The sequence below is a fragment of the Opitutus sp. genome (assembly GCA_024998815.1).
Lineage (GTDB): Bacteria > Verrucomicrobiota > Verrucomicrobiia > Opitutales > Opitutaceae > Rariglobus.
In genome coordinates this window covers 314,396-333,635 of sequence record JACEUQ010000002.1, presented here as the reverse complement: position 1 = coordinate 333,635, position 19,240 = coordinate 314,396, and the positions used below count along the sequence as shown (strand labels likewise).

The 19,240-nt window shown below is 61.2% G+C and carries 17 protein-coding genes, 1 tRNA gene and 1 pseudogene; 8 read left to right on the top strand and 11 right to left on the bottom strand.

The features are described 5' to 3' along the window. Window positions 1-43: 43 nt before the first annotated feature. The 6 genes and pseudogenes from H2170_09295 to H2170_09270 form a co-directional block, all read right to left on the bottom strand. Window positions 44-1,096 (bottom strand): hypothetical protein, encoded by a 1,053-nt coding sequence (locus H2170_09295; GenBank protein ID MCS6300279.1) that lies wholly within the window; start codon window positions 1,094-1,096, stop codon window positions 44-46. Beyond that, window positions 1,071-1,532, bottom strand: coding sequence for a hypothetical protein (locus tag H2170_09290; GenBank protein ID MCS6300278.1), 462 nt, complete (start codon window positions 1,530-1,532; stop codon window positions 1,071-1,073). Before H2170_09290 ends, H2170_09295 begins: the two co-directional genes overlap by 26 nt. Then, window positions 1,439-2,269 carry a hypothetical protein gene (locus H2170_09285; GenBank protein ID MCS6300277.1) on the bottom strand — a complete coding sequence of 277 codons (831 nt, stop codon included), beginning with the start codon at window positions 2,267-2,269 and terminating at the stop codon, window positions 1,439-1,441. Before H2170_09285 ends, H2170_09290 begins: the two co-directional genes overlap by 94 nt. Window positions 2,270-2,651: 382 nt before the next feature. Continuing rightward, window positions 2,652-2,852 (bottom strand): annotated as a pseudogene (locus H2170_09280) (hypothetical protein). Window positions 2,853-3,006: 154 nt separating this feature from the next. Next, window positions 3,007-4,221 carry a site-specific integrase gene (locus tag H2170_09275; GenBank protein ID MCS6300276.1) on the bottom strand — a complete coding sequence of 405 codons (1,215 nt, stop codon included), beginning with the start codon at window positions 4,219-4,221 and terminating at the stop codon, window positions 3,007-3,009. A gap of 73 nt (window positions 4,222-4,294) precedes the next feature. Then, window positions 4,295-4,384, bottom strand: a tRNA-Ser gene (locus H2170_09270). A gap of 227 nt (window positions 4,385-4,611) precedes the next feature. On the opposite strand from H2170_09270, the gene serS reads away from it, so the two are divergent. From serS to H2170_09255, 3 genes are all read left to right on the top strand, one after another. Continuing rightward, entirely contained in the window at window positions 4,612-5,880 is a 1,269-nt protein-coding gene (gene serS / locus H2170_09265; protein ID MCS6300275.1) for a serine--tRNA ligase, read from the top strand. A 51-nt stretch (window positions 5,881-5,931) separates the two neighbouring features. Continuing rightward, on the top strand, window positions 5,932-7,011 hold the full coding sequence (tilS, locus tag H2170_09260; protein ID MCS6300274.1) for a tRNA lysidine(34) synthetase TilS: 1,080 nt from the start codon (window positions 5,932-5,934) through the stop codon (window positions 7,009-7,011). 114 nt (window positions 7,012-7,125) lie between these two features. After that, complete coding sequence (locus H2170_09255; GenBank protein ID MCS6300273.1) at window positions 7,126-9,135, top strand: ATP-dependent zinc metalloprotease FtsH; 2,010 nt, start codon at window positions 7,126-7,128, stop codon at window positions 9,133-9,135. Between the two features lie 166 nt (window positions 9,136-9,301). On the opposite strand, the gene H2170_09250 is transcribed toward H2170_09255, so the two are convergent. After that, entirely contained in the window at window positions 9,302-10,264 is a 963-nt protein-coding gene (locus tag H2170_09250; GenBank protein MCS6300272.1) for a DNA polymerase III subunit gamma/tau, read from the bottom strand. Between the two features lie 5 nt (window positions 10,265-10,269). Beyond that, window positions 10,270-10,917: a dTMP kinase gene (locus H2170_09245; protein MCS6300271.1), complete on the bottom strand. Its 648-nt coding sequence runs from the start codon at window positions 10,915-10,917 to the stop codon at window positions 10,270-10,272. Between the two features lie 372 nt (window positions 10,918-11,289). Here H2170_09245 and H2170_09240 point away from each other — a divergent pair, with 372 nt between their 5' ends. The 5 genes from H2170_09240 to H2170_09220 all read left to right on the top strand — a co-directional run bounded on the left by H2170_09240 (window position 11,290) and on the right by H2170_09220 (window position 15,929). After that, window positions 11,290-11,979 (top strand): MotA/TolQ/ExbB proton channel family protein, encoded by a 690-nt coding sequence (locus H2170_09240; GenBank protein ID MCS6300270.1) that lies wholly within the window; start codon window positions 11,290-11,292, stop codon window positions 11,977-11,979. 6 nt (window positions 11,980-11,985) lie between these two features. Then, the gene (locus H2170_09235; GenBank protein ID MCS6300269.1) at window positions 11,986-12,414 is read left to right on the top strand and encodes a biopolymer transporter ExbD; all 429 of its coding nucleotides are present in this window, start codon (window positions 11,986-11,988) and stop codon (window positions 12,412-12,414) included. Between the two features lie 45 nt (window positions 12,415-12,459). Then, window positions 12,460-13,437, top strand: coding sequence for a cell envelope integrity protein TolA (locus H2170_09230; GenBank protein ID MCS6300268.1), 978 nt, complete (start codon window positions 12,460-12,462; stop codon window positions 13,435-13,437). A 433-nt stretch (window positions 13,438-13,870) separates the two neighbouring features. After that, the gene (gene hflX, locus H2170_09225) at window positions 13,871-15,166 is read left to right on the top strand and encodes a GTPase HflX (protein ID MCS6300267.1); all 1,296 of its coding nucleotides are present in this window, start codon (window positions 13,871-13,873) and stop codon (window positions 15,164-15,166) included. A 607-nt stretch (window positions 15,167-15,773) separates the two neighbouring features. Next, window positions 15,774-15,929 (top strand): hypothetical protein, encoded by a 156-nt coding sequence (locus H2170_09220; protein ID MCS6300266.1) that lies wholly within the window; start codon window positions 15,774-15,776, stop codon window positions 15,927-15,929. 3 nt (window positions 15,930-15,932) lie between these two features. Here H2170_09220 and H2170_09215 read toward each other — a convergent pair whose 3' ends face one another. From H2170_09215 to H2170_09205, 3 genes are all read right to left on the bottom strand, one after another. Then, entirely contained in the window at window positions 15,933-17,243 is a 1,311-nt protein-coding gene (locus H2170_09215) for a bifunctional folylpolyglutamate synthase/dihydrofolate synthase (protein ID MCS6300265.1), read from the bottom strand. A gap of 199 nt (window positions 17,244-17,442) precedes the next feature. Continuing rightward, on the bottom strand, window positions 17,443-18,306 hold the full coding sequence (locus H2170_09210; GenBank protein MCS6300264.1) for an acetyl-CoA carboxylase carboxyltransferase subunit beta: 864 nt from the start codon (window positions 18,304-18,306) through the stop codon (window positions 17,443-17,445). 9 nt (window positions 18,307-18,315) lie between these two features. Then, a complete protein-coding gene (locus H2170_09205) occupies window positions 18,316-19,029 on the bottom strand; it encodes a ComF family protein (protein ID MCS6300263.1) in 714 nt (237 codons plus the stop codon). Window positions 19,030-19,240 lie beyond the last annotated feature (211 nt).

Genomic DNA, 19,240 nt, shown 5'->3' with positions numbered 1-19,240 from the left:
AAACGACTTGTTCCAGCTGGGGCCTAAAAGGGCGGTTTTCAGCCTATTGCAGGCTGATAGCGAAGTTAGACGACCAGCAGTTTTCGTCCTCGGTCCAGTCCACGGGGTCACCGGCAATACCGAAGGTCGCACGCAGGGCTTCGTTGAGGCGCAGCTTATGGTGCTTGCCCGCGGTGAACTTCATTCGCGCACCGAGTTGGCGGTCGAAACGCCCCTGACCACCGGCCAAGCCCAGCAGTAACGTCCACTGATCGTTGGGCTTTTTGGTGCGCTTATCCTCCATGCCGAAGTCGGCTGCGGTGAGGGTACGCACCGGCGTGCCCCGGACAGAAACTTTGGCCCGGTAAGTGTCGGTAGACAAAATAGTGATCTGCACGTCTGTCCACCGCGAGCCAGGGGGAGAGGGAACACGCGAGCGCGCGGCCTGCCCGAGCAACCCCTCGGCGAGTGCGTCCAACTCGTCGCGGGCGGAGCTGGTGCCCTGAATCCCCTGGGTGCGGAAGAACAGGTGTTCGTCCAGCACGAGGAACGGCCAACGGCGTTTTTCGGCGAAATCACAGGGCGCCTGGCCCAACCCCTTCAAGGTGGGGAGGAGTAAAATCAGCCCACCCTCGCGGCGATCATAGCTCAGTTTCTGGAGGCACTGGAGCAGACCAACGGGACAACCGGCGCGGATGAGCAAGACAGGCAAGCCCAGACCTGCCGCCCCAATCAGGGTGGCGATGTGCAGAACCGAGGGCACCTCAATGAGCGGTTCGGCCACCGGGGAAACCCCGAGGGCGCGGGCGATGTCGGTGGATAGTTTACGGTCATTAAAACCGTAGAGAACAATCTCGTCGGCGGTGAAGGTACGACGCTCGCAGCGGCCCTCGTCGCAAATGCCGACGATGGTGTCGTCGTCGTGTTCGACGATGCGGTAACGGCAGCCATGCCCCTTAAACGTTTCCTCACACGGCTTGCTGGTGGCCCGCTTGGCGCGTGGCGTGAGGTAGGGTTGCAGCAAGGCGAGATCGGCTAAGCCGAGCCCCTTTTCCCAGTGAGGCAGGGTGCGGGCGTCGGCCCCGACCAGTTCAAGAGCTCTCCAGATGGGAGACATCTTGAACCTCCTTGGCGGGAGGAGTTGTTTTCGCAAAGCCGCGTTTGATCATCCAAGCCGCGACCACACGGCTGTCTGCGTCGTGTTGGTAGCAGGTTTGGTTGCGGGGTTTGATCGTCACGCGGCGAGGCTTGGCGTCGCCTTTGAAGTGAAAAAGAAAGACGGCCCGTAGCCGACGATGGTGAATGGTCAGTTGAATTTCTTTGTCTTCGAGCATGGCGAACACGTCTTCGGCTTTGAAGCTGATCTTACAGACAAGAGGGGTTCCGGACTCGACGTGGAGTTCGACCAACTGGATATCGCGGATGCCGGGCACGTCGGCACAGGCCAAGGCGGCGCGGCCTAGGTCGCGGAGCGGGTCCAGGGTGAAGCGGCCGCAGTCCTCGAAATGGGCGTCGCGTCCGTAGAGGACGAAGCCAAATAGGGCGCTGTACATGCGGGTGGCGCGAACGCCCTCGGCGTGGATGTGAAGGTGCTCATTTTCGGGATCGAGCACGACCACATCAAAGGCCTCGGCGTAGAAACCAGCGGAGTCGCTGAGACCGTCGCGTTGACAGTGGCGATGCGCTTAAACCGATCACTGCGGCGGATCATGAACCAGTGCTCGTGGCCGCGTTGGTAGGCGAAGACCTGGCAACCGGCAGGGCGGTTTTGCTTGATGCAAAACAGTTCGATGGCGTGACGGAGCTCGGCAAGCGCCGCGTCGCTCACGGGTCGAAGTGATGCGGTTTTTAAAAACGTGCGTGCGGCATGGGTTTCAAAGGAGCGGGTGCGCAGTTGCACGCGGCCTAGGTAAAGTTGGCGGGCCTTGTCCGGTGCCCGCAGCCACAAGGTCAATGCCAAGTCGGCGAGAGAGGCGTCGGGCGGAATCGCGATGCCACCGTGGATGAGCGTGTGCCAAAGCTCCTCGGTGGGTTCAGGTTCGGCGAGCACCGAGATGATGAACAACGCCTCCACCAACGGCGTTGGGGTGGTCGGACCGTTTTTAAGAAGTTCGTCAATGAGTGGGCGGCAGGCGGCGAAGCGCTTCTCGTTCGTTCCGAGGTCGGCGAGGTCAATTCCGGCGGCGGCGAGGAACGCGGGGAAGCGTACCAATAGTTCGCAGAGCAGTTCGGGGGCGAGAGCGCGCAGCAGATCGGGGCGCGTGAACCGGAGGGGACGAGGGTCGGACATGGAGAGGCGACAGACGGAGGTGGACGGGCGGAGGTGAAAAACGGTCACCGTTGACCGGCGCGAAAAAGCGCTCGGCCGGAGAAAGGGACGCGCCACACCGCAGGAAGGAGGGGAAACCCTCGAACCCGCGTTGCCGTTAGCCCATACAAGCCCCAAGCGGCTGTGGGGTGTGTAGCCTTCCCTGCATGGATCAAACGATTACGCATTTAAGCCGGTTTTATGAATGGGCTCTAAAGGCAGGCATTTAATTTGCGATTAAATGGGTTTTTGAGGGAACCGAGGGCTGGATTTGGATACTGTGCGGGGCCCCAAACGCCCACGCACTGCGCCCCCTGTCGATTCCCTGCGCAGGGACACGACGCAACACGACTCCACGCTACTTTTAACCTCGGGCGGGGATTTTTAGTTTGGTGCGGATGTGCAACGAAACCTCGGCCGGATCATAATAAACGAAGTGGCCGACGCGGTGGTGAGGGATGCGGCGAAGTTTGGACCATTCGCGCAGGGTGCGGATGGAGGGTTCACGACCGGCGGGGAAAATACCACTGGTGCGAAGACCGACGATGTCGGTGAGCTGGGAGTTGATCTGCGGACTGATGCAGGGAGCGGAAACGGTGGGTGGGTTCATGCGCTCAAGGCGGGGTGTCAACGTGGGCGGGGCACAAAAAAGCCCGCACCGGTGAAGGTGCGGGCGGGTTGTTGGGGTGGCGTGGTTGCGACCGGTGGTTCCAGTGGACTTACGCGGCGATAGCCAGGGGCAGCACCTCCAACGGCGTGACCGTGGCCGTGGCGACGGCAACGACTGGCGTTGGCAGGATACCGAAGAACTGCTCGGCCTCGGCGGGCGTTTTGAGGTCAAGGTAGTGCTTGCGGATGATGCTTTCCGAATTACCCGCTTGGAGCGCCGCTTCACCCATCGAGCGGTATTTGGCCACGTGCATGGAAATAAACGTGTGCCGCATGATGTCGTGGGAGAGGCCGAACTTTTCGGCGATGCGCGCCCGCTGGTGTTGCAGGTTTTTAGGGATGATCGGGAAACGGCTGATTGGGTACGCGGTTAACCAGGCGGCGAGATTGGCCGGAATGGTTACGTTGCGCTTCATGCGGACCTTCGAAACCTCGGGTTCGATTAGGATGACGCCGGTATCGAGGCGGACGTGCTCGGGCTTGAGCTTGAAGATTTCGCCGGTGCGCAGGCAGGGACGAATCCCGGCGAAGAGCGCCAAGGCGAAGAACGGCACCAAGGCCCCGCCGTCGATCTGCTCGACGTGGCGCATGAGGGCGACGGACTGCTCGGCGTTTAGGGTCTTGGCCGAACCGCGACGATGGGCGATGCGCAGGTGGGGCACCTTTTCCAGCGGGTTGGCGGCGACCCAGTCCTGACAGAAGGCGAACTTGAAAAAGGTAAACAGGATGCCGCGCCTGTTGTTAAAGGTCTTGGGCTTGGGGGTGCCGCGCTGACAATGGGCGGCGAGGGTTTCACGGGAGAGCACCGCGAGCGATTTGCCACGGAACGACTTTATGAGGACTTCGAGGCGGACGCGGATGTCCTTCAACTGGCACTCGGACAGCATGCCGTTGGCGTGCTCTTTTTTCTTGGTGTCGAGGTAGACGGCGACGGCGTCATCCACGGTGATTTCGCGCTCGGGGGCGCGGTAGTTGGCCAACGCGTAATCGAGGTAGAATTCGAGCGACTTGGGCGCGTCGGCCAAACGACGGAACGCGGCCTCGGCTTCGTGGAGCTGTTCGTCGGTCAGGCGGGTGGAGGTGGCACGGATGCCGGTATCGGACTGAGCCGCCTTAATATCTAGAGCGTCTTTTTCAGCGCCGGCCTCGACGCGGGTTTTGAAGTTCTTGCGGATGCGCAGGCCGTGGAGTCGGCCATCGACTCGCCAGGAGGTGATGCCGTTACGGTTTACGAAGCGGGAAACGATGAATGCGGACGGGGACATGTTTAGGTTGCCATGTCAATTGGACAACCTAGTCAGCCCGTTTTGTTAAGTTGCTCAATAGGAGCGAGATAACTGGCGGAGAGGGAGGGATTCGAACCCCCGGTACCCTTGCGGGCACGCCTGATTTCGAGTCAGGTACAATCGACCACTCTGCCACCTCTCCGTTGTGTGGACTGCACAACGTAGGACTCCAATTTCAAAACGGAAGCCGAAAATAATGCCTCCGGTTGGATTGCCCGCAACTCAGGTTGTGGGCGCTTCGAAATCGGGAGCGTTCACGCAGCCTGCGAGGCGTTTCCCACTGAGTGCCGTCTTGGCCGGATCAAAACTTCGCTATTCCCATCCGGCGCTCGGTGGGTTGTGCTCACGCTTTTAACGCCTTTCCACACCATGCTCGATCCCAAGCTCCTCCGTGAGTCGCCCGACCTTGTCCGGGCGGCGATTGCCAAAAAACACCTTTCCGTCGATGTCGACGCCATCCTCGCGCTCGATGCCGACTGGCGTAATCAGCTTCAGTTGGTGGAGGCACTCCGCGCCCAACAAAAGGCCGCCAACACCGACATGGCCAAGCTGCCCAAGGGCTCTCCCGAGTTCATCGCCAAGGTGCAGGAAATGAAGGCTGTCTCCGCACTGGCCAAGGACGGCGAAGTTGCCCTTAAGGACGTCGAGGACCGCCTCAAGCAGGCCCTGATGACGTTGCCCAACATCCCCCACGCTTCCGTGCCCGAGGGCCGCACCCCCGAGGAAAATGTGGTTTTCTCCACCTGGGGTTCGTGCGACGGTCTCTCGCCCGACGCCAAGGCTCACTGGGAAATCGCCGGGTTTGAAAAACTCTTCGACTTCGCCCGCGGGGCCAAGGTCACCGGCGCCGGTTTCCCGTTCTATATTGGTGACGGTGCACGCATCGTCCGCGCGTTGCTGCAGTTCTTCATCGAGGAGGATGGTAAGGCCGGCTACGTGGAGGTAAACCCGCCGATCTTCGTCAACGCCGCCAGCGCCACCGCCACCGGCCAGTTGCCCGACAAAGAGGGCCAGATGTACGAGGCCGTCGCTGACGGTTTTTATGCCGTGCCGACCGCCGAGGTGCCACTCACGAATTTCTTCCGCGACGAGATCCTCGACGAGGCAGCGCTTCCCGTGAAGCGCTGCGCCTACACGCCTTGTTTCCGCCGCGAGGCGGGCAGTTACGGCAAGGACGTGCGAGGGCTCAACCGTCTGCACCAGTTCGACAAAGTGGAACTGCTCAAGTGGGTCCATCCTTCCACCAGCTACGCTGAGTTGGATGCGTTGCGCGACGACGCCGAAAACCTCCTGCGCCTGCTCGGGCTGCCTTACCGCGTGCTGCTCATGTGCGGCGGCGACCTGGGTTTTTCCCAAGCGAAAAAGTACGACATCGAGGTCTGGTCGGCCGGGCAGAAGCGCTGGTTGGAGGTGTCGAGCTGTTCCAACTTTGAGACATTCCAGGCGCGCCGTGCGCAGATCCGTTTCCGCGGCAAGGACGGCAAGCCCGAGTTGGTGCACACCATCAACGGCTCCGGCCTCGCCGTGCCGCGCGTGTTGGCTGCTCTGTTGGAAAACAACCTCCAAGCCGACGGCCGCGTGAAAATTCCCTCCGCGCTCGTGCCGTATTTCGGCAAGGAATACCTGACGTTCGCCTGAACCTGAGTTCTCGCGCATCGACCGGGTGAACGCGGCAGGAGTTAACTTTAACTGAATTCTCCGCGTTCCCCCGTATCCGCCGTGGCTAAAAAAAACGACTGGCCGGCGCTAGCCAACCGCTTGGCCGAGCTTGTTCCGCGCTCCGCGCTTCATCCCGCCGTGGTGGCGTGGGCGGGGGGCGAATCCGCCGCCGCGCGGGGGGCGTGGGCGGTGGCGTTTTCCGGCGGGGCGGACTCGCTCGCGCTCTTGCTGTTGCTCTGGGCGCATTGGCCGGACCGGCGGAGGCGCTTACTCGCTTTGCATTTTGATCACCGCTTGCGCGGGCGGGCGTCCACTGCCGATGCCCAGTTTTGCGCGCGGGTCTGCGCCGCTTTAGGGGTGCGTTTTGTCGGCGGTAAATGGGCCGAGGCCCGCGCTCAGGCCAGTGAGGCCGAGGCGCGCACGGCACGCTTTGCATTTTTTCAACGCGAGCTCGCCCGGCGTCGTATCCACGCCCTTTGGCTCGGGCACCAACAGGACGATATCGCGGAAACCCTGCTCATGCGCATCGCCCGGGGCAGCGGAACCGCGGGATTGGCCGCACCGCGTCCGCTCCAACTCATGCCGGCCGGGCGTGTTCACGTGCGCGCACTGCTCACCTTAAAAAAAGCCGAGATCGTGGCCGCGCTCGCCGGTCTGGGCGTCGTTTGGCGGGAGGACGCCAGCAACGCGACGGAAGCATATCAGCGCAACCGCTTGCGTCATTCTGGGCTTCCCGAATGGAAAGCCGCCACTGGGGGCCGCGATGCGCTGGCCGGCGCCGCCTTGTCGAGGGAGTTACTCGAAGAGGATGACATTGCGCTGGAGGCCTGGGTGGACGCAGTCGCACCGGTGTCGGCTGATGGCAAACGACTTGATGTCATTAGATTGCACGGCTTGCCGCGCGCGGTGGTGCGGAGGGCGTTGCACCGCTGGTTGGTGGCGCAGGCGGACACCGGCGACCTCTCGCGGCAGGGATTTAACTCATTGCTGGCAGCGGTGGAAAGGGGGGCATTTACGCGATTCAGCCTCGGGCGGAGCGGGTTGGCCGTGATTCGCAAGGGCGTCCTCGCTTTAGAAGATAAGCGGCAGCGCCAACGTCAGAAGGAATGAGTTTCTTTCGCCTCCACCGGCCTTTAACGAGCGGAATTCCCTCGCCACTTCAATGGCTGGGCCAATTGACTAAAAGAGGGGAACACCCACTTTAAACCCAAGTCACACCCTTAAATGTCTGATCCCAAAAACGACCTCAAACGCCGCCCGCTAAAGAACCTTCCGCCGGACCGTTTCCCGGTAAAAGTGTCCTTGATCTGGTTGTCGATCATCGCAGCCGTTGTCGCCCTTTATCTGTTTAGCCCCGCTCACACGACGGTACCGGCCACCTTGAAGTTGCAGCAGGTGATTGAGTTGGCCGAGCAAGATCAGGTCGCCTCGGGCATCATCCGCTACGATGTTTCCTACGGACGTAACGGCGCGACGCTCACCGGTAAAACCAAGACCGCGACGCTCGACTCCGAGACCGGCAAAACCGACCAATTCCGCGCCTCCGGTAACCTGACCGAGTCCAACCTGGAAATCCTGCAAAAATCGAAGGTCTTCGAGGAGCCGCCCGTTTCCAATGCCTGGTCTGGGCTGATCATGAACCTGCTGCCGGTTCTGTTGATCATCGGCCTGCTTTATTTCTTGTTTGTTCGCCAACTGCGCCAAGCCGGTCGGGGCGCGATGAGCTTCGGCAAGAGCCGCGCCAAGCTACTGTCCCGTGATCGTGAAAAAATCACGTTCGCCGAGGTGGCCGGTTGCGATGAGGCTAAAGAGGAGGTTTCCGAGGTCGTCGAGTTCCTTAAGGACCCCAAGAAATTCCAGAAAATGGGCGGTAAGATTCCTAAGGGTTTGCTGCTGGTCGGTCCTCCCGGTACGGGTAAAACGCTCCTCGCCAAGGCGGTTGCCGGCGAGGCCGATGTGCCCTTTTTCAGTATCTCCGGTTCCGACTTCGTCGAGATGTTCGTCGGCGTGGGTGCAAGCCGTGTGCGCGATATGTTTGAGCAGGGCCGTAAGAACGCGCCGTGCATTATCTTTATCGACGAGATCGACGCGGTCGGCCGTCAGCGCGGAGCCGGTCTTGGTGGCGGTAACGACGAGCGCGAGCAAACGCTTAACTCGATGCTCGTCGAGATGGACGGCTTCGACACCACCGAGGGCGTGATCATCATCGCTGCGACCAACCGGGCCGATGTGCTCGACCAGGCCCTGTTGCGGCCGGGTCGTTTTGACCGCCAGGTTTACGTCGACCTGCCCGACGTGCTGGGCCGCGAACAGATCCTGCGCGTGCATGCCCGCAAGATCACCATGGCTGACAGCGTCGACCTCAACGTCATTGCGCGTGGGACTCCGGGCCTCTCCGGCGCGGACTTGGCCAATTTACTCAACGAGGCCGCGTTGCTCGCCGCCCGTCGTAACAAGAAAAAGGTCGAGATGATCGACGTCGACGATGCGCGCGAAAAGGTTCAGTTCGGACGCGAGCGCCGCCGCGTGATGGACGATCGCGAAAAGAAGCTCACCGCTTACCACGAGGCCGGCCACGCCATCGTGCAGACCATCTTGGATGACGGCACCGTGCCGGTGCACAAGGTCACCATCATCCCGCGCGGCCGTTCACTCGGCAGCACCATGTTCATTCCGAAAAAAGACCTGCTGACCCAGGAAAAGAAGCGCATGCTCGGGCAAATTGCCATGGGCATGGGCGGACGCATCGCCGAAGAATTGGTCATGGACGATGTCAGCAGCGGGGCCTACGGCGACATCAAGCATGTCACCAAAATAGCCCGACACATGGTGTGTGATTGGGGCATGAGTTCGCTCGGTCCCATCGCCTACGGGGATAACCAGGACACGGTTTTCCTTGGACGCGAAATCGGTCGCAGCCACACCTACAGCGAGGAGACCGCGCGCAAGATCGATGCGGAGATCACGCGTATTATCAACGAGCAATACGCGCGGGCCACCGAGATCATCAGCGCCCACCGTCCGGCCCTGGATAAAATCGCCGAGGCGCTGCTTGAGTACGAGACCATCGAGGGCAAACACGTCATGGAGATCGTGCAGACCGGCGCAATTAGCTCGCCCGTTATCCGCGAACTCCCTCCGGCCTTGCCTCCATCGGCCGACGACAAGCCGGCCAAGAAAGCGAAAGACGCTCACGAGGGGCTTGGCGGTAACCCTGCACCGTCTCCGGCCTGATTTTAGCCGAAGCCAACAAGCGCGAAGGTTTAGCCTTCGCGCTTTTTTTGTGTCTGCGGTTTCGTGCGTGCGCTCACTCATTGCGGCTCGTTGCTGGTGTCCCGAGGGTGGGTTCTGCTCATGACTGGAGCGGAAGGTGCCTAGCATCAAACCCCCGACGCGCCGCTTATTTGCGGGCTGACCAAAGGCGCAACGAACTGAGCAAAAAGTCCTCCAGCGCGGCGGACTCGTTTAGGTTTAACCGGAGCAGGCCGACGTCATGTTCGAGTTTGTCGATGGCACCGGTGAGGGCGCGGCGGGCGGTTCCGGTGTTCTGGCGCAGCGCGGGCAGGGCGAAGTTGCGCGTCGCCCGTTCGATGTCGGCAAACAGGCGGGCGCGCAGGCCGTTGGCGATGCCCGTTTCCATGGCCTCCTCCTCGTCGTCGGTGAGTTCCACGGCAAGGGCCGCCTTTTGTTTTTTCCAGATCTCGGCGGTGGCGAAGTCCAGCACCGCAGCGAAGCGCGCAGTCAGTCCGTAGGCCCCGAAAACCGAGTCGGCGACGGATTTTTTTTCGGACACCCCTTCGGCTAAACGGCCCAGCCACGCTTGGTAATCGGTGATCCAGGCGCTCCAGCCGTCGGGAGTGAAGGTAGCGCCCACGCCGGGGAAGCGGAAATGCAGGCAGCGGCTGCGGATGGTGGTGAGCAGCGCGTAGGGGCGGGTCGTCAGCAGCAGCAGGCTGGTGTTGGCCGGCGGCTCCTCCAGGGTTTTGAGGAAAATATTGGCGGCCGAGACGTTCATGCGGTCGCACTCGTGAATGATGGCGACTTTCTGGGTGGCGACGGTGGCCGAGACTTGAACCTTGCCGATGAGCTCGCGGGTCGCGTCGGCGCTGATCTGGCGCATTTTTTTCGCCGGACGCAGGTGGAAGCAATCGGGGTGGGACTCGGGTGGGAACGGCGCGCTAGACTGCGGGGTATTGAGCAGGCGGTCGGCGATCGCGTGGGCAACGGCCAGCAGGATGTCGTGGTCCTCGCCGGTGATGAGCAAGCTATGCGAGAGTCGCCGCCGCTCGATGGCGCGTTCGATCACCGCGACGGCGGGGGTGCCGGTCAGCGAGGCAGGCCAAGGCAGCGAGGGCGCGGGCACGGTTTTCAGGTGAAGAGTTTTTGCAGGCCGGTCCAGATGGCTTTTTCGACTTGATCCTCGTCGTGTGAGCCGTCGATGACGAGGAAGCGGCGCGGCATGCTTTTGGCGAGCAGCAGGTAGCCCTCGCGCACCTTGTTGTAGAAATCGATGTTCTCGCGCTCCATGCGGTCGGGCAGGCCGGAGGCGCGCTGGCGGATGCGTTGTAAGCCGAGCTCGGTGGGCACGTCGATGATGACGGTGAGGTCGGGCATGACGTTGCCAACGGCGAACTGGTTGATGAGGTTGACTGGATCGCTGGCGAGTCGGCGGGCAATGCCCTGGTAAACCGTGGTCGAATCGAGGAAGCGGTCGGAGAGCACCACGGTGCCGCTGCTGAGGGCGGGGGCGATGATCTGGCGGACCAATTGTGCGCGGGCGGCGGTGAAAAGGAGCAACTCGGTCTCGGCGCACATCTCGTCGCCCTTGGAATTATGAACTAGGATATTGCGGATCTGCTCGCCGATTTCCGTGCCGCCGGGCTCACGCGTGGTGATCACATCGCGGCCGAGCAGTTGCAGGTGTTTGGCGAGGCGGGAAATTTGAGTGGACTTGCCGCTCCCCTCCGAGCCTTCGAAGGATACGAGTTTACCGAGGATTTTGTTTTTCAGGGGCATAATGGGGAAGGGGAGGGCGGAGAGGGGAGTTTGTGGTCCAGTCGGATGAGCGGAATAACGGGCTGAGTGGCTGCGGTGTAATGCGTTAGGCTGGCGAGTGAATTACCCCGAAACTTCGAGTGGACCGCAGGCGGTGAGTGCCGGATTTGTCGTGAGTAAAGTCGCCCGAGTACGTGAGTGGAAGTCCATGCGAAGGAAGGGGCCGATGGAAGATTCGGCGGCGGCGGGCGGCAAATAGATTCTTACCGCGCGGTGGTTTGCGCTTGGAGTGGGCATGACGGCCGGAAGGAACCTGTGCGCTCAGTCCTGATTTCCATTGAAGGAGCGCGGCAAAGCCGACAACGCTAAGACTTTAATTTTACGCGCCTTTCGATGACACCCATTCTCGCTTCCGCCAACCTGCTCCGCATCTTCAGTGACACCGATGTTTTCGGGCAGGCCCTCACCGTTGGACTCGGTGTATTCAGTTTGGTTGCCTGGACGGTGATGTTTGGGAAATTTAATGAGCTCAAGCGGCTGCAAGATATGAACCTCGCCTTCGAGCAGCGCCTGCGCGACGAGCGCACCTTGCTCGACCTGCCTGAGTCGCTGCGTAACAAGCGAGCCATTCCCTACGCCGATCTGTTCGCCGATGCCGTCGAGTCGTATTGGCGCGCCGCTTCCATTCTAAAAGAAAAGGGTGAAGACAACAGTCGCGCCCGTCTTGAACACGCTGAAAACGCCATTCAACGCGCCATCGCCCGCCAGGTGCTGCGCTACGAGACGAGCATGATCTTCCTGGCCACCATCGTCTCGGGTGCGCCGTTCATTGGGTTGCTCGGTACGGTTTGGGGCGTGATGGAGGCCTTTAGCGCAGTGGCCGACCAGCAGACTGCGAGTATTCGCACCCTCGCCCCCGGCGTGTCGGCGGCGTTGCTCACCACCATCGCCGGCCTGGTGGTCGCTATTCCTTCGATGTTCGGCTACAACTTCCTCCTCGGAAAAGTAAAGCAGCTTTCCATGGAGATCGAAAACTACGCCAGCTCGCTGGCCGACCGGCTCGAACTCGAGTCGAAGAAATAACCGACCATGGCCCGCACCTTTCGCCAGCGTCGCCAGATGCACGCCGTCGCGGAGTTGAACGTCACCAACCTCCTCGACCTCGCCTTCGTGCTGCTGATCATTTTCATGATCGCCACTCCGCTCATCACCGCCGAGCAGACGATTCCCATCAACCTGCCCTCGGAGTCCAAGAGCGACCAGTCCAAGCCGGATCCCGACGTCACGTTTCAACAGATATCCATCGACCGCCAGGGCGCGTATTTTTTCAGCGGCACCCGTATGACCCTCTCCGAGCTGCAAGCGCGCCTACGCCAGCTCGCCGGCGAGAAGAAGCCACCGGTCATCCGTATCCGCGCCGATCTTACGCTGCAATGGCAGCAGGTCGTCACGCTCATGGACGAGTTAAAGAAGAACAACCTGTCGAAAATCTCCTTCGACACCCAGGCCCCGGACTAAGCCCACCGCGCCGCGCCTGAACGCGTGTCGCCTTTACCCAGATCCATGTCGTCGCACCCCCGCACCCCGGCGTTTTTCGCCTCGCTCACGCTGCACGCGTTGCTGATGGGCGTGGTGATGTGGTTTGCCTACTCGAAAATTAAAAAGTCGGAGGAGGAGACGCCGAAGATTTTTGAATTGGTAATGGGCGAGGGTGATAACTTCGCTGCCACCGAGGCGCCGGCGCTGGGCACGCCCGGAGGCGGCATCAAGATCGAGATTCCCGGGCCGCCCACCCCGACGCCCTCTCCGGTCGAAGCCGCTCCGCCCGAGCCGGAACCCTCCCCGGTGGAGCCAGCCCCGCCGGCTAAGCCCGCGCCCGTGCCCCCCGCGGTCAAGACCCCGCCTAAGGCCGCGCCCGCTCCCAAGGAATATAAACCGGTTAATATGGCCAAAATGGTGGACCGCATCGCCGACAAGCGCGCCGCCAACATCGAGAAAAAGATCAAGGCCGATCAAAAAGCCGCCGATGATCGCGCCGCCAAGGAGGCGGCGCTGAACGCCAAGCGGATGACCAAGGAGGACTTTGATCGTCAAAACAAAGGCAAGTCGTCGCCCTCGCAGACCTCGGCCAAATCGGGTGGCGGCACCGGTGCGACCAAGCGGATCGACGCCGAAGGCATCGCCAAGGGCGTCGTCGGTGGCTCGACCGCGAACAAAATCGGTGGCGCGGGCGGCACGGCGCTCACGCGTGAAGACATCGAGCTCTCCGAGGCCTATATTTCCCTGCTGAAAATGCGCCTCATGGAGGCCCACAAAAAATGCGTTCCTACGGGGTTAAGTGACTTGTTACAGGCGACGGTTAAGTTCCGCCTTACCTCCAGTGGTACCGTGGTGGGTGTGACCATCATTGGCTCGTCGCGTAACGACGATTACGACCGCTCGGTGCTGGAGGCGTTTCGCCGGATCACTCTGCCTCGTCCGCCCTCCAACCTTAAGACCAGCGACTACGAGCTCACCTTTAAGATGAAGGAAATTCTCTGAGTTGAGGGGCTGGTGCGGCGGAGGAAGACAGGGCGGAATGCCATCGAGCCCGCGGGTGCTTGTTCGAAAAACGGGTGACGCGAGAGTTTCAGAAACGCCCCCTCAGTCCCGCCGCTTCACTCTTTGGGTTTAGCGGGGAAAATGCAGCCGCAACCCTTGCCACAACAATCCCGACGACGAATGGCGATATGCCTCCGGCCGAACCAAAAAACACAGCCGATAAACACCACGGGAATTGATAGAATCCAAAGCCAGTTCACAGTGCGAACCCAAGCAGGGGGAAGTCCAATGGCAACCTCTCAGCTTTTAAATCTGCGAAATAAATACGCCCGCCCCATCTTCCCGCTGGGGAAGTTCGCGCAACTCTACCACTGCACCACCGGTGTACGTTTGACGCCGCGACACTCTCGCGCAGCTTACCGCCTACATCCGAATGGCCGACTTCCTTGATAACACCCCGCAAAAAGATCTGAAACGCGTTGAGCGTGCCTACCTCGTTGGCATCCAAACCCACGAAATGCCCACGGGCGAAGCCGAGGAGTTGCTCAACGAACTCCAAGAACTCGTCGAGAATCTCCAGATCACGGTAGTCGGCCGCAACCTCGTCAACCTGCGCGCCCCCACGCCCGCCACGCTCGTCGGCAGCGGCAAGGCCCAGGAAATCGTCGATGCCGCCAAGGCGCTCAACTGCGACGTGATTGTGTTCGACGAGGGGCTCACTCCGGCCCAGCAGCGCAATTTGGAAAAACTCTCCGGGGTCGCTGTCATCGACCGCCAAGAGGTGATTTTGGACGTGTTCGCCGACCGCGCGCAAACTCGCGAGGCGGTTATCCAGGTCGCCTTGGCGCGGATGGAGTACTCCCTGCCGCGCCTGACCCGCGCTTGGACCCACCTTTCTCGCCAAGGGGGCGGCGGCGGCGGTATGGGCGGCGAAGGTGAAACCCAGCTCGAGCAGGATCGCCGCTTGGTCAACGACCGCATTACCCGGCTCAAGCGCGAGCTCATCGACGTGCGCAAACAGCGCAGCGTTCAGCGCCACAAACGCCAGCGTGTGCCCGTGCCCACCTGCGCCATCGTCGGCTACACCAACGCCGGCAAATCCTCCCTGCTCAACACCCTCACCGGCGCCCACGTGCTCGCCGAGGACAAGTTGTTTGCCACCCTCGACCCCACCACCCGCCAGTTGATCCTGCGCGGCAACCAGAAGCTGCTCGTCACGGACACGGTCGGCTTTATCCGCCGCCTGCCGCACGGCCTAGTCGAAGCGTTCAAAGCCACGCTGGAAGAAGCCATGGTGGCCAATTTTCTGATACACGTGCTCGATGTGACCACGCCCAACCTCGCCGCCCACCACACGACGACGCTGTCGGTGCTCAAGGAGCTCGGCGCTGAGGGCAAACGCATCCTCACGGTGTTTAACAAAGTCGACGCGGCGACCGAAGCGCAGATCAATACCGCGCGCCTGCTCGACGCCGAGGGGATTTTTGTGAGTGCGCACACCGGCCAGGGACTCGACGCACTGGTTGATCACTGTTTGGAACTGATCGCCGATGCGTTTGGTTCGATGGAGTTGTTTATCCCGCACAGCCGCTACGACCTGATCGCCAAATTGCATGCGATCGGGCACGTGCAAAACGAAGAGCAAGAGGACACCGGCGTGCGCCTGCACGTGCGTATCCCGCCCTCGCAGATGTCCCCATTTGCGCCCTTCGTGGTAGCGGCGGAGTAGGGGCTGCCGCTGGCGGGGTAAGTGGTGTAAGTGGAGCACGGCGGCCTCGAGGGGGTGGCTGTGCATTGTGGTGCCGGGCGTGGCCTTGAGCGTGAGCTCATGGGATTGGCAGGGTTGGGCGAACGCCCACCTTGAGCTCACGCTCAAGGCCACACGGAGCGCGGAGGTCCCAGTGTATTGCGCCGAGTTTTGCGCTGAGGATTACTCCGAGAATCGCGCATGGCGTGGCCCTGAGCGTGATCTCAGGAATCCGGCTAGGGTATAACCCCTGTTGAGTTAACTTCATCATTTTAAGTTAAATACGTAATTCATCTTGGGCTGATGTGCCTGCGTTGCAGAATAAAACACGCAGGCGGGCGTCACTCGCCCGTTTTTCGCCGCCAAAACCCCGCCAAAACCGGTTTTGGCGGGGTGTCAGACGCCGTCCCAAGCGGTTTTATCGCCTTATTTTCGGCCCAACCCCGGAAACCGGGTACCAGCCCCCAGGCCCCACCTAGGGTCGATTACCTGGTTGGGTGCTTGCGCTTTGACGGACGAAAAAACCGGTAGCTTTCTCGATGTGTAGCCCATCAACGCCTCTTCAACTCCTCCACTACTCCTCCCCGCCATGAACTCCATCAAACGCCTCTCCTTCGCCCTCGTCATCGCCGCCCTCTCCACCGGTTTCGCCCAGGCCGCCAGCCGCACCGCCCCTTTCATTGATCCCACCGTGATCAGCACCGCCGACTCCTCCAACCAGGCCGACGTCTCCCTCGGCCGCTAAACCCTAAAAATCCTGCAACCGGTTCTCGATCGCGCCGCGCTCCGGCTCGATTCGCGCCAGAACCTCACCCAGCAGGTAAATCGATCCGGTGACCACCACCGTGTCCGTCAGCCCGCCGACCGTGCAAACACCCGCCGCAGGGAACACCCCGGCCACCGTCGCCCGACTTACTTTCCCCGAAAAACTGTTCGGTATCAGCGCTTCGAGCTCCTCGAAGGAACTTGCCCGCGACTGTTGCGGCATGACCAGATGAATTTCGGCCGCATAGCGGCTAATGGTTTCCAATAACGGCCGCGCCCGCGCCACGCCCAGTACACCGGTGACCACCACTGGCTTACGCCCCTCTGCGGCAACCAGTTGCCTCAAGTGCGCCTCCAGCACACCGGCCCCTTCGGGATTGTGCGAAGCATCGAGAATCAGCGAGCGCCCGCCGATCGTCGTGCGCTGCCAGCGTCCCGGCCATCGCACCGCGGCGATCCCGCGTCCGACCACCTCGGCGCTCAGGCCCCAGCGCGCATCGAGGCAGCGCGTCACCAGCACAGCGACCGCTGCGTTCGCGCGTTGATAATCGCCCTCCAGCGCCGGTTTGGGGTAATCGGCCACGTCCTCGCCAAAGATTTCCCGCACGGAGTGGACCGGCGCGCCTTGTTCGGCGGCGACCCGGCGAATGACCGCCTCGGCCTCCGGCGGCAGGCGCCCGATCACCACCGGTTTGCCCGCTTTGATGATGCCCGCTTTTTCCTCGGCGATTTGGGGGATCGTGTCGCCCAGCATCTCGCAGTGGTCGAGGCCGATGGAGGTGATCACGGCGACCTCGGGGTTAACCACGTTGGTGGCGTCGAGTCGCCCGCCTAAGCCGGTCTCGATGAGGGCAATGTCGCAGTTTTTTCGTTTAAACTGCAAAAATGCCATCGCCGTCATGAACTCAAAAAAGCTCGGGTGGTCGTCGGGGCTACCGCTACTGACCGCCTCGGCGATCGGGCAGAGCTCGCGGGCGAAGGCGACGATCTCGGCCTCGGACAGGGGCAGGCGGGCAACCTGGACACGTTCGCCCAGTTTGACCAGATGCGGTGAGGTGTAGAGGCCGGTGCACCAGCCGGCGGCGGCGAAACACGCTTCGAGCAACGCGGCCACCGAGCCTTTGCCGTTGGTGCCGGCGATATGGATAGCCGGTGTGGCCCGCTCGGGATGGCCGAGACCGGCCACGAGCAGGCGCATGCGATCGACCCCATATTTCACGCCCTTGGCCTTCAGCGAGAACAGGTAATCCTGGGTCGACGCGTAATCGGCCAGCTGCGCATCAATAGGACTCATACCATTTCGCTCTCAAAGAAATACATTCGAACCGTTTTAACCACTAATGAACACTAATTTACGCTAATAAGAACCGCGGATTATTTCCTTCTGAATTAGCGTATCTTGGCGTTCATTAGCGGTTAATAAATCAGTCGAAAAAATAAAACGGGCCGCTGAAATTATGATTCCATGCGGCCCGTTAAGCAGATCCGAAACCTCACTTTTTCGCGACGGGGCGTTTTTTAAGGTACAGCGCTTGCAGTACATCGCGCAGGCTGTCGCGCATTTCCAAGCGGCTGACAATCATATCGATAAGGCCGTGCTTTTGTAGGAATTCGGCGGTCTGGAAACCCGCAGGAAGGGTTTGTTTGACCGTGTCTTTAATGACACGCGCACCGGCAAAACCGATCAGTGCGCCCGGCTCGGCGATGTTCAGGTCGCCCAAAACCGCGAAACTGGCGGTCACCCCGCCCATGGTCGGGTGCGTGAGCACCGAAATGTAGGGCAACTTGGCCTCGGCCAATCGTCCCAAGGCCGCACTGGTTTTCGCCATCTGCATGAGCGAGAAAATGCCTTCCTGCATACGCGCACCGCCAGAAGCGCTGAAAATCACGCAGGGAATCTTCTTCTTCAACGCGACTTCGATCGCGCGGGTGATTTTCTCTCCCGCCGCCGATCCCATGGCGCCACCGCAAAAACGGAAGTCCATGACCGCCACAGAGACCTGAATCCCATGGATCTCACCCGTGCCGCAGACAACCGCCTCGGTCAGGCCGCTGTCACGTTCGTACTTTTTGATGCGGTCGGGGTATTTTTGGGAATCGACGAACTTGAGCGGGTCGGCCGAACGGATCGTGGCGTCAGCCTCGGTGAAGGTGCCTTCGTCGAAGAGCGCGGCGATGCGCTCGTGCGCGCCGATGGGGTAGTGGTAACCCGACTTGGGCACGACCATCTGGTTGTCCTCCAGCTCCTTATTGAAGACGATCTCGCCGGAGATCGGACATTTGGTCCACATCCCCTTGGGGATATCCTTCTTCTTAACCACAACAGTGGAATACTTCGGTTTGCTGAAAATCGACATGGCAGTGAGTTAACCGTGACTAAAGGTGATGACGTTGAGATTCACCGCCCCAGCGCGGCGGAGAACGCCGGCGCAGGAGTTGAGGGTTGAGCCTGTGGTAAAAACATCATCGACGAGAATGTAAGGTGAGCGCGGATTTATGGAGGCGCCTCGGGCCAGTGCAAAGGCATTTTTTAGGTTAGCCTGTCGGGCTTTGCGGTCGAAGGTGGTTTGTGAGGGGGTGTCCACTACTCGGCGCAGAACCGGCTCAACCCGCGTGGTCCCGCCCGCTGCCCGCGCCAGCACGGCGGAAAGCAGCGCAGTCTGGTTGTAGCCCCGCTCGCGCAGCTTGCGCGGGTGCAGCGGCACGGGCACCAGAATTGAGTTTTTCAAAAACTCCTTCACGGGATCGCAGGCGTGCACGATATGTTCTAAGTCGTCGAGCAGGTGGTGGCCTTTGCGATATTTCAGCCCGTGGATTAGGGCGCGCGCCGGGCCGGTAAATAGTGTGACCGTGCGCCCCTCGCCAAATTGTGGGTGCAACGCGACGCAATGCGGGCAGATACGCTCGCCTTCGACGGCGCCGAAAAACGGGCTTCCGCACGTCGTACAATGCGGTGCCGCAACCACATGGATGAGCGGCGTGCAGGCCACGCAAACCTGCCGCAGCCGCCCGCCCTCGACCAGCCCACCGCAGTGCACGCATGTCGGCGGAAACACCACATCAGTTAACCCGCGCCACACTTCGCGGGCCCAACCGACCTGCGGTTCGGGAGTTAACAATTCAGCCAAGGCCGAAGGCGGACTCGGTCTCGCCTCATCCATGGCCACCTCGGTTTAGCATCGCAGTCCAATCAGATCCGAAAAGTAGCGCAGACTTCCAGTCTGCTCCGTGCCGTAGCGCCGGCCTCCCCTCTGCTCCGATAAACATTCCCTCCAATCCGGGCAGACTGGA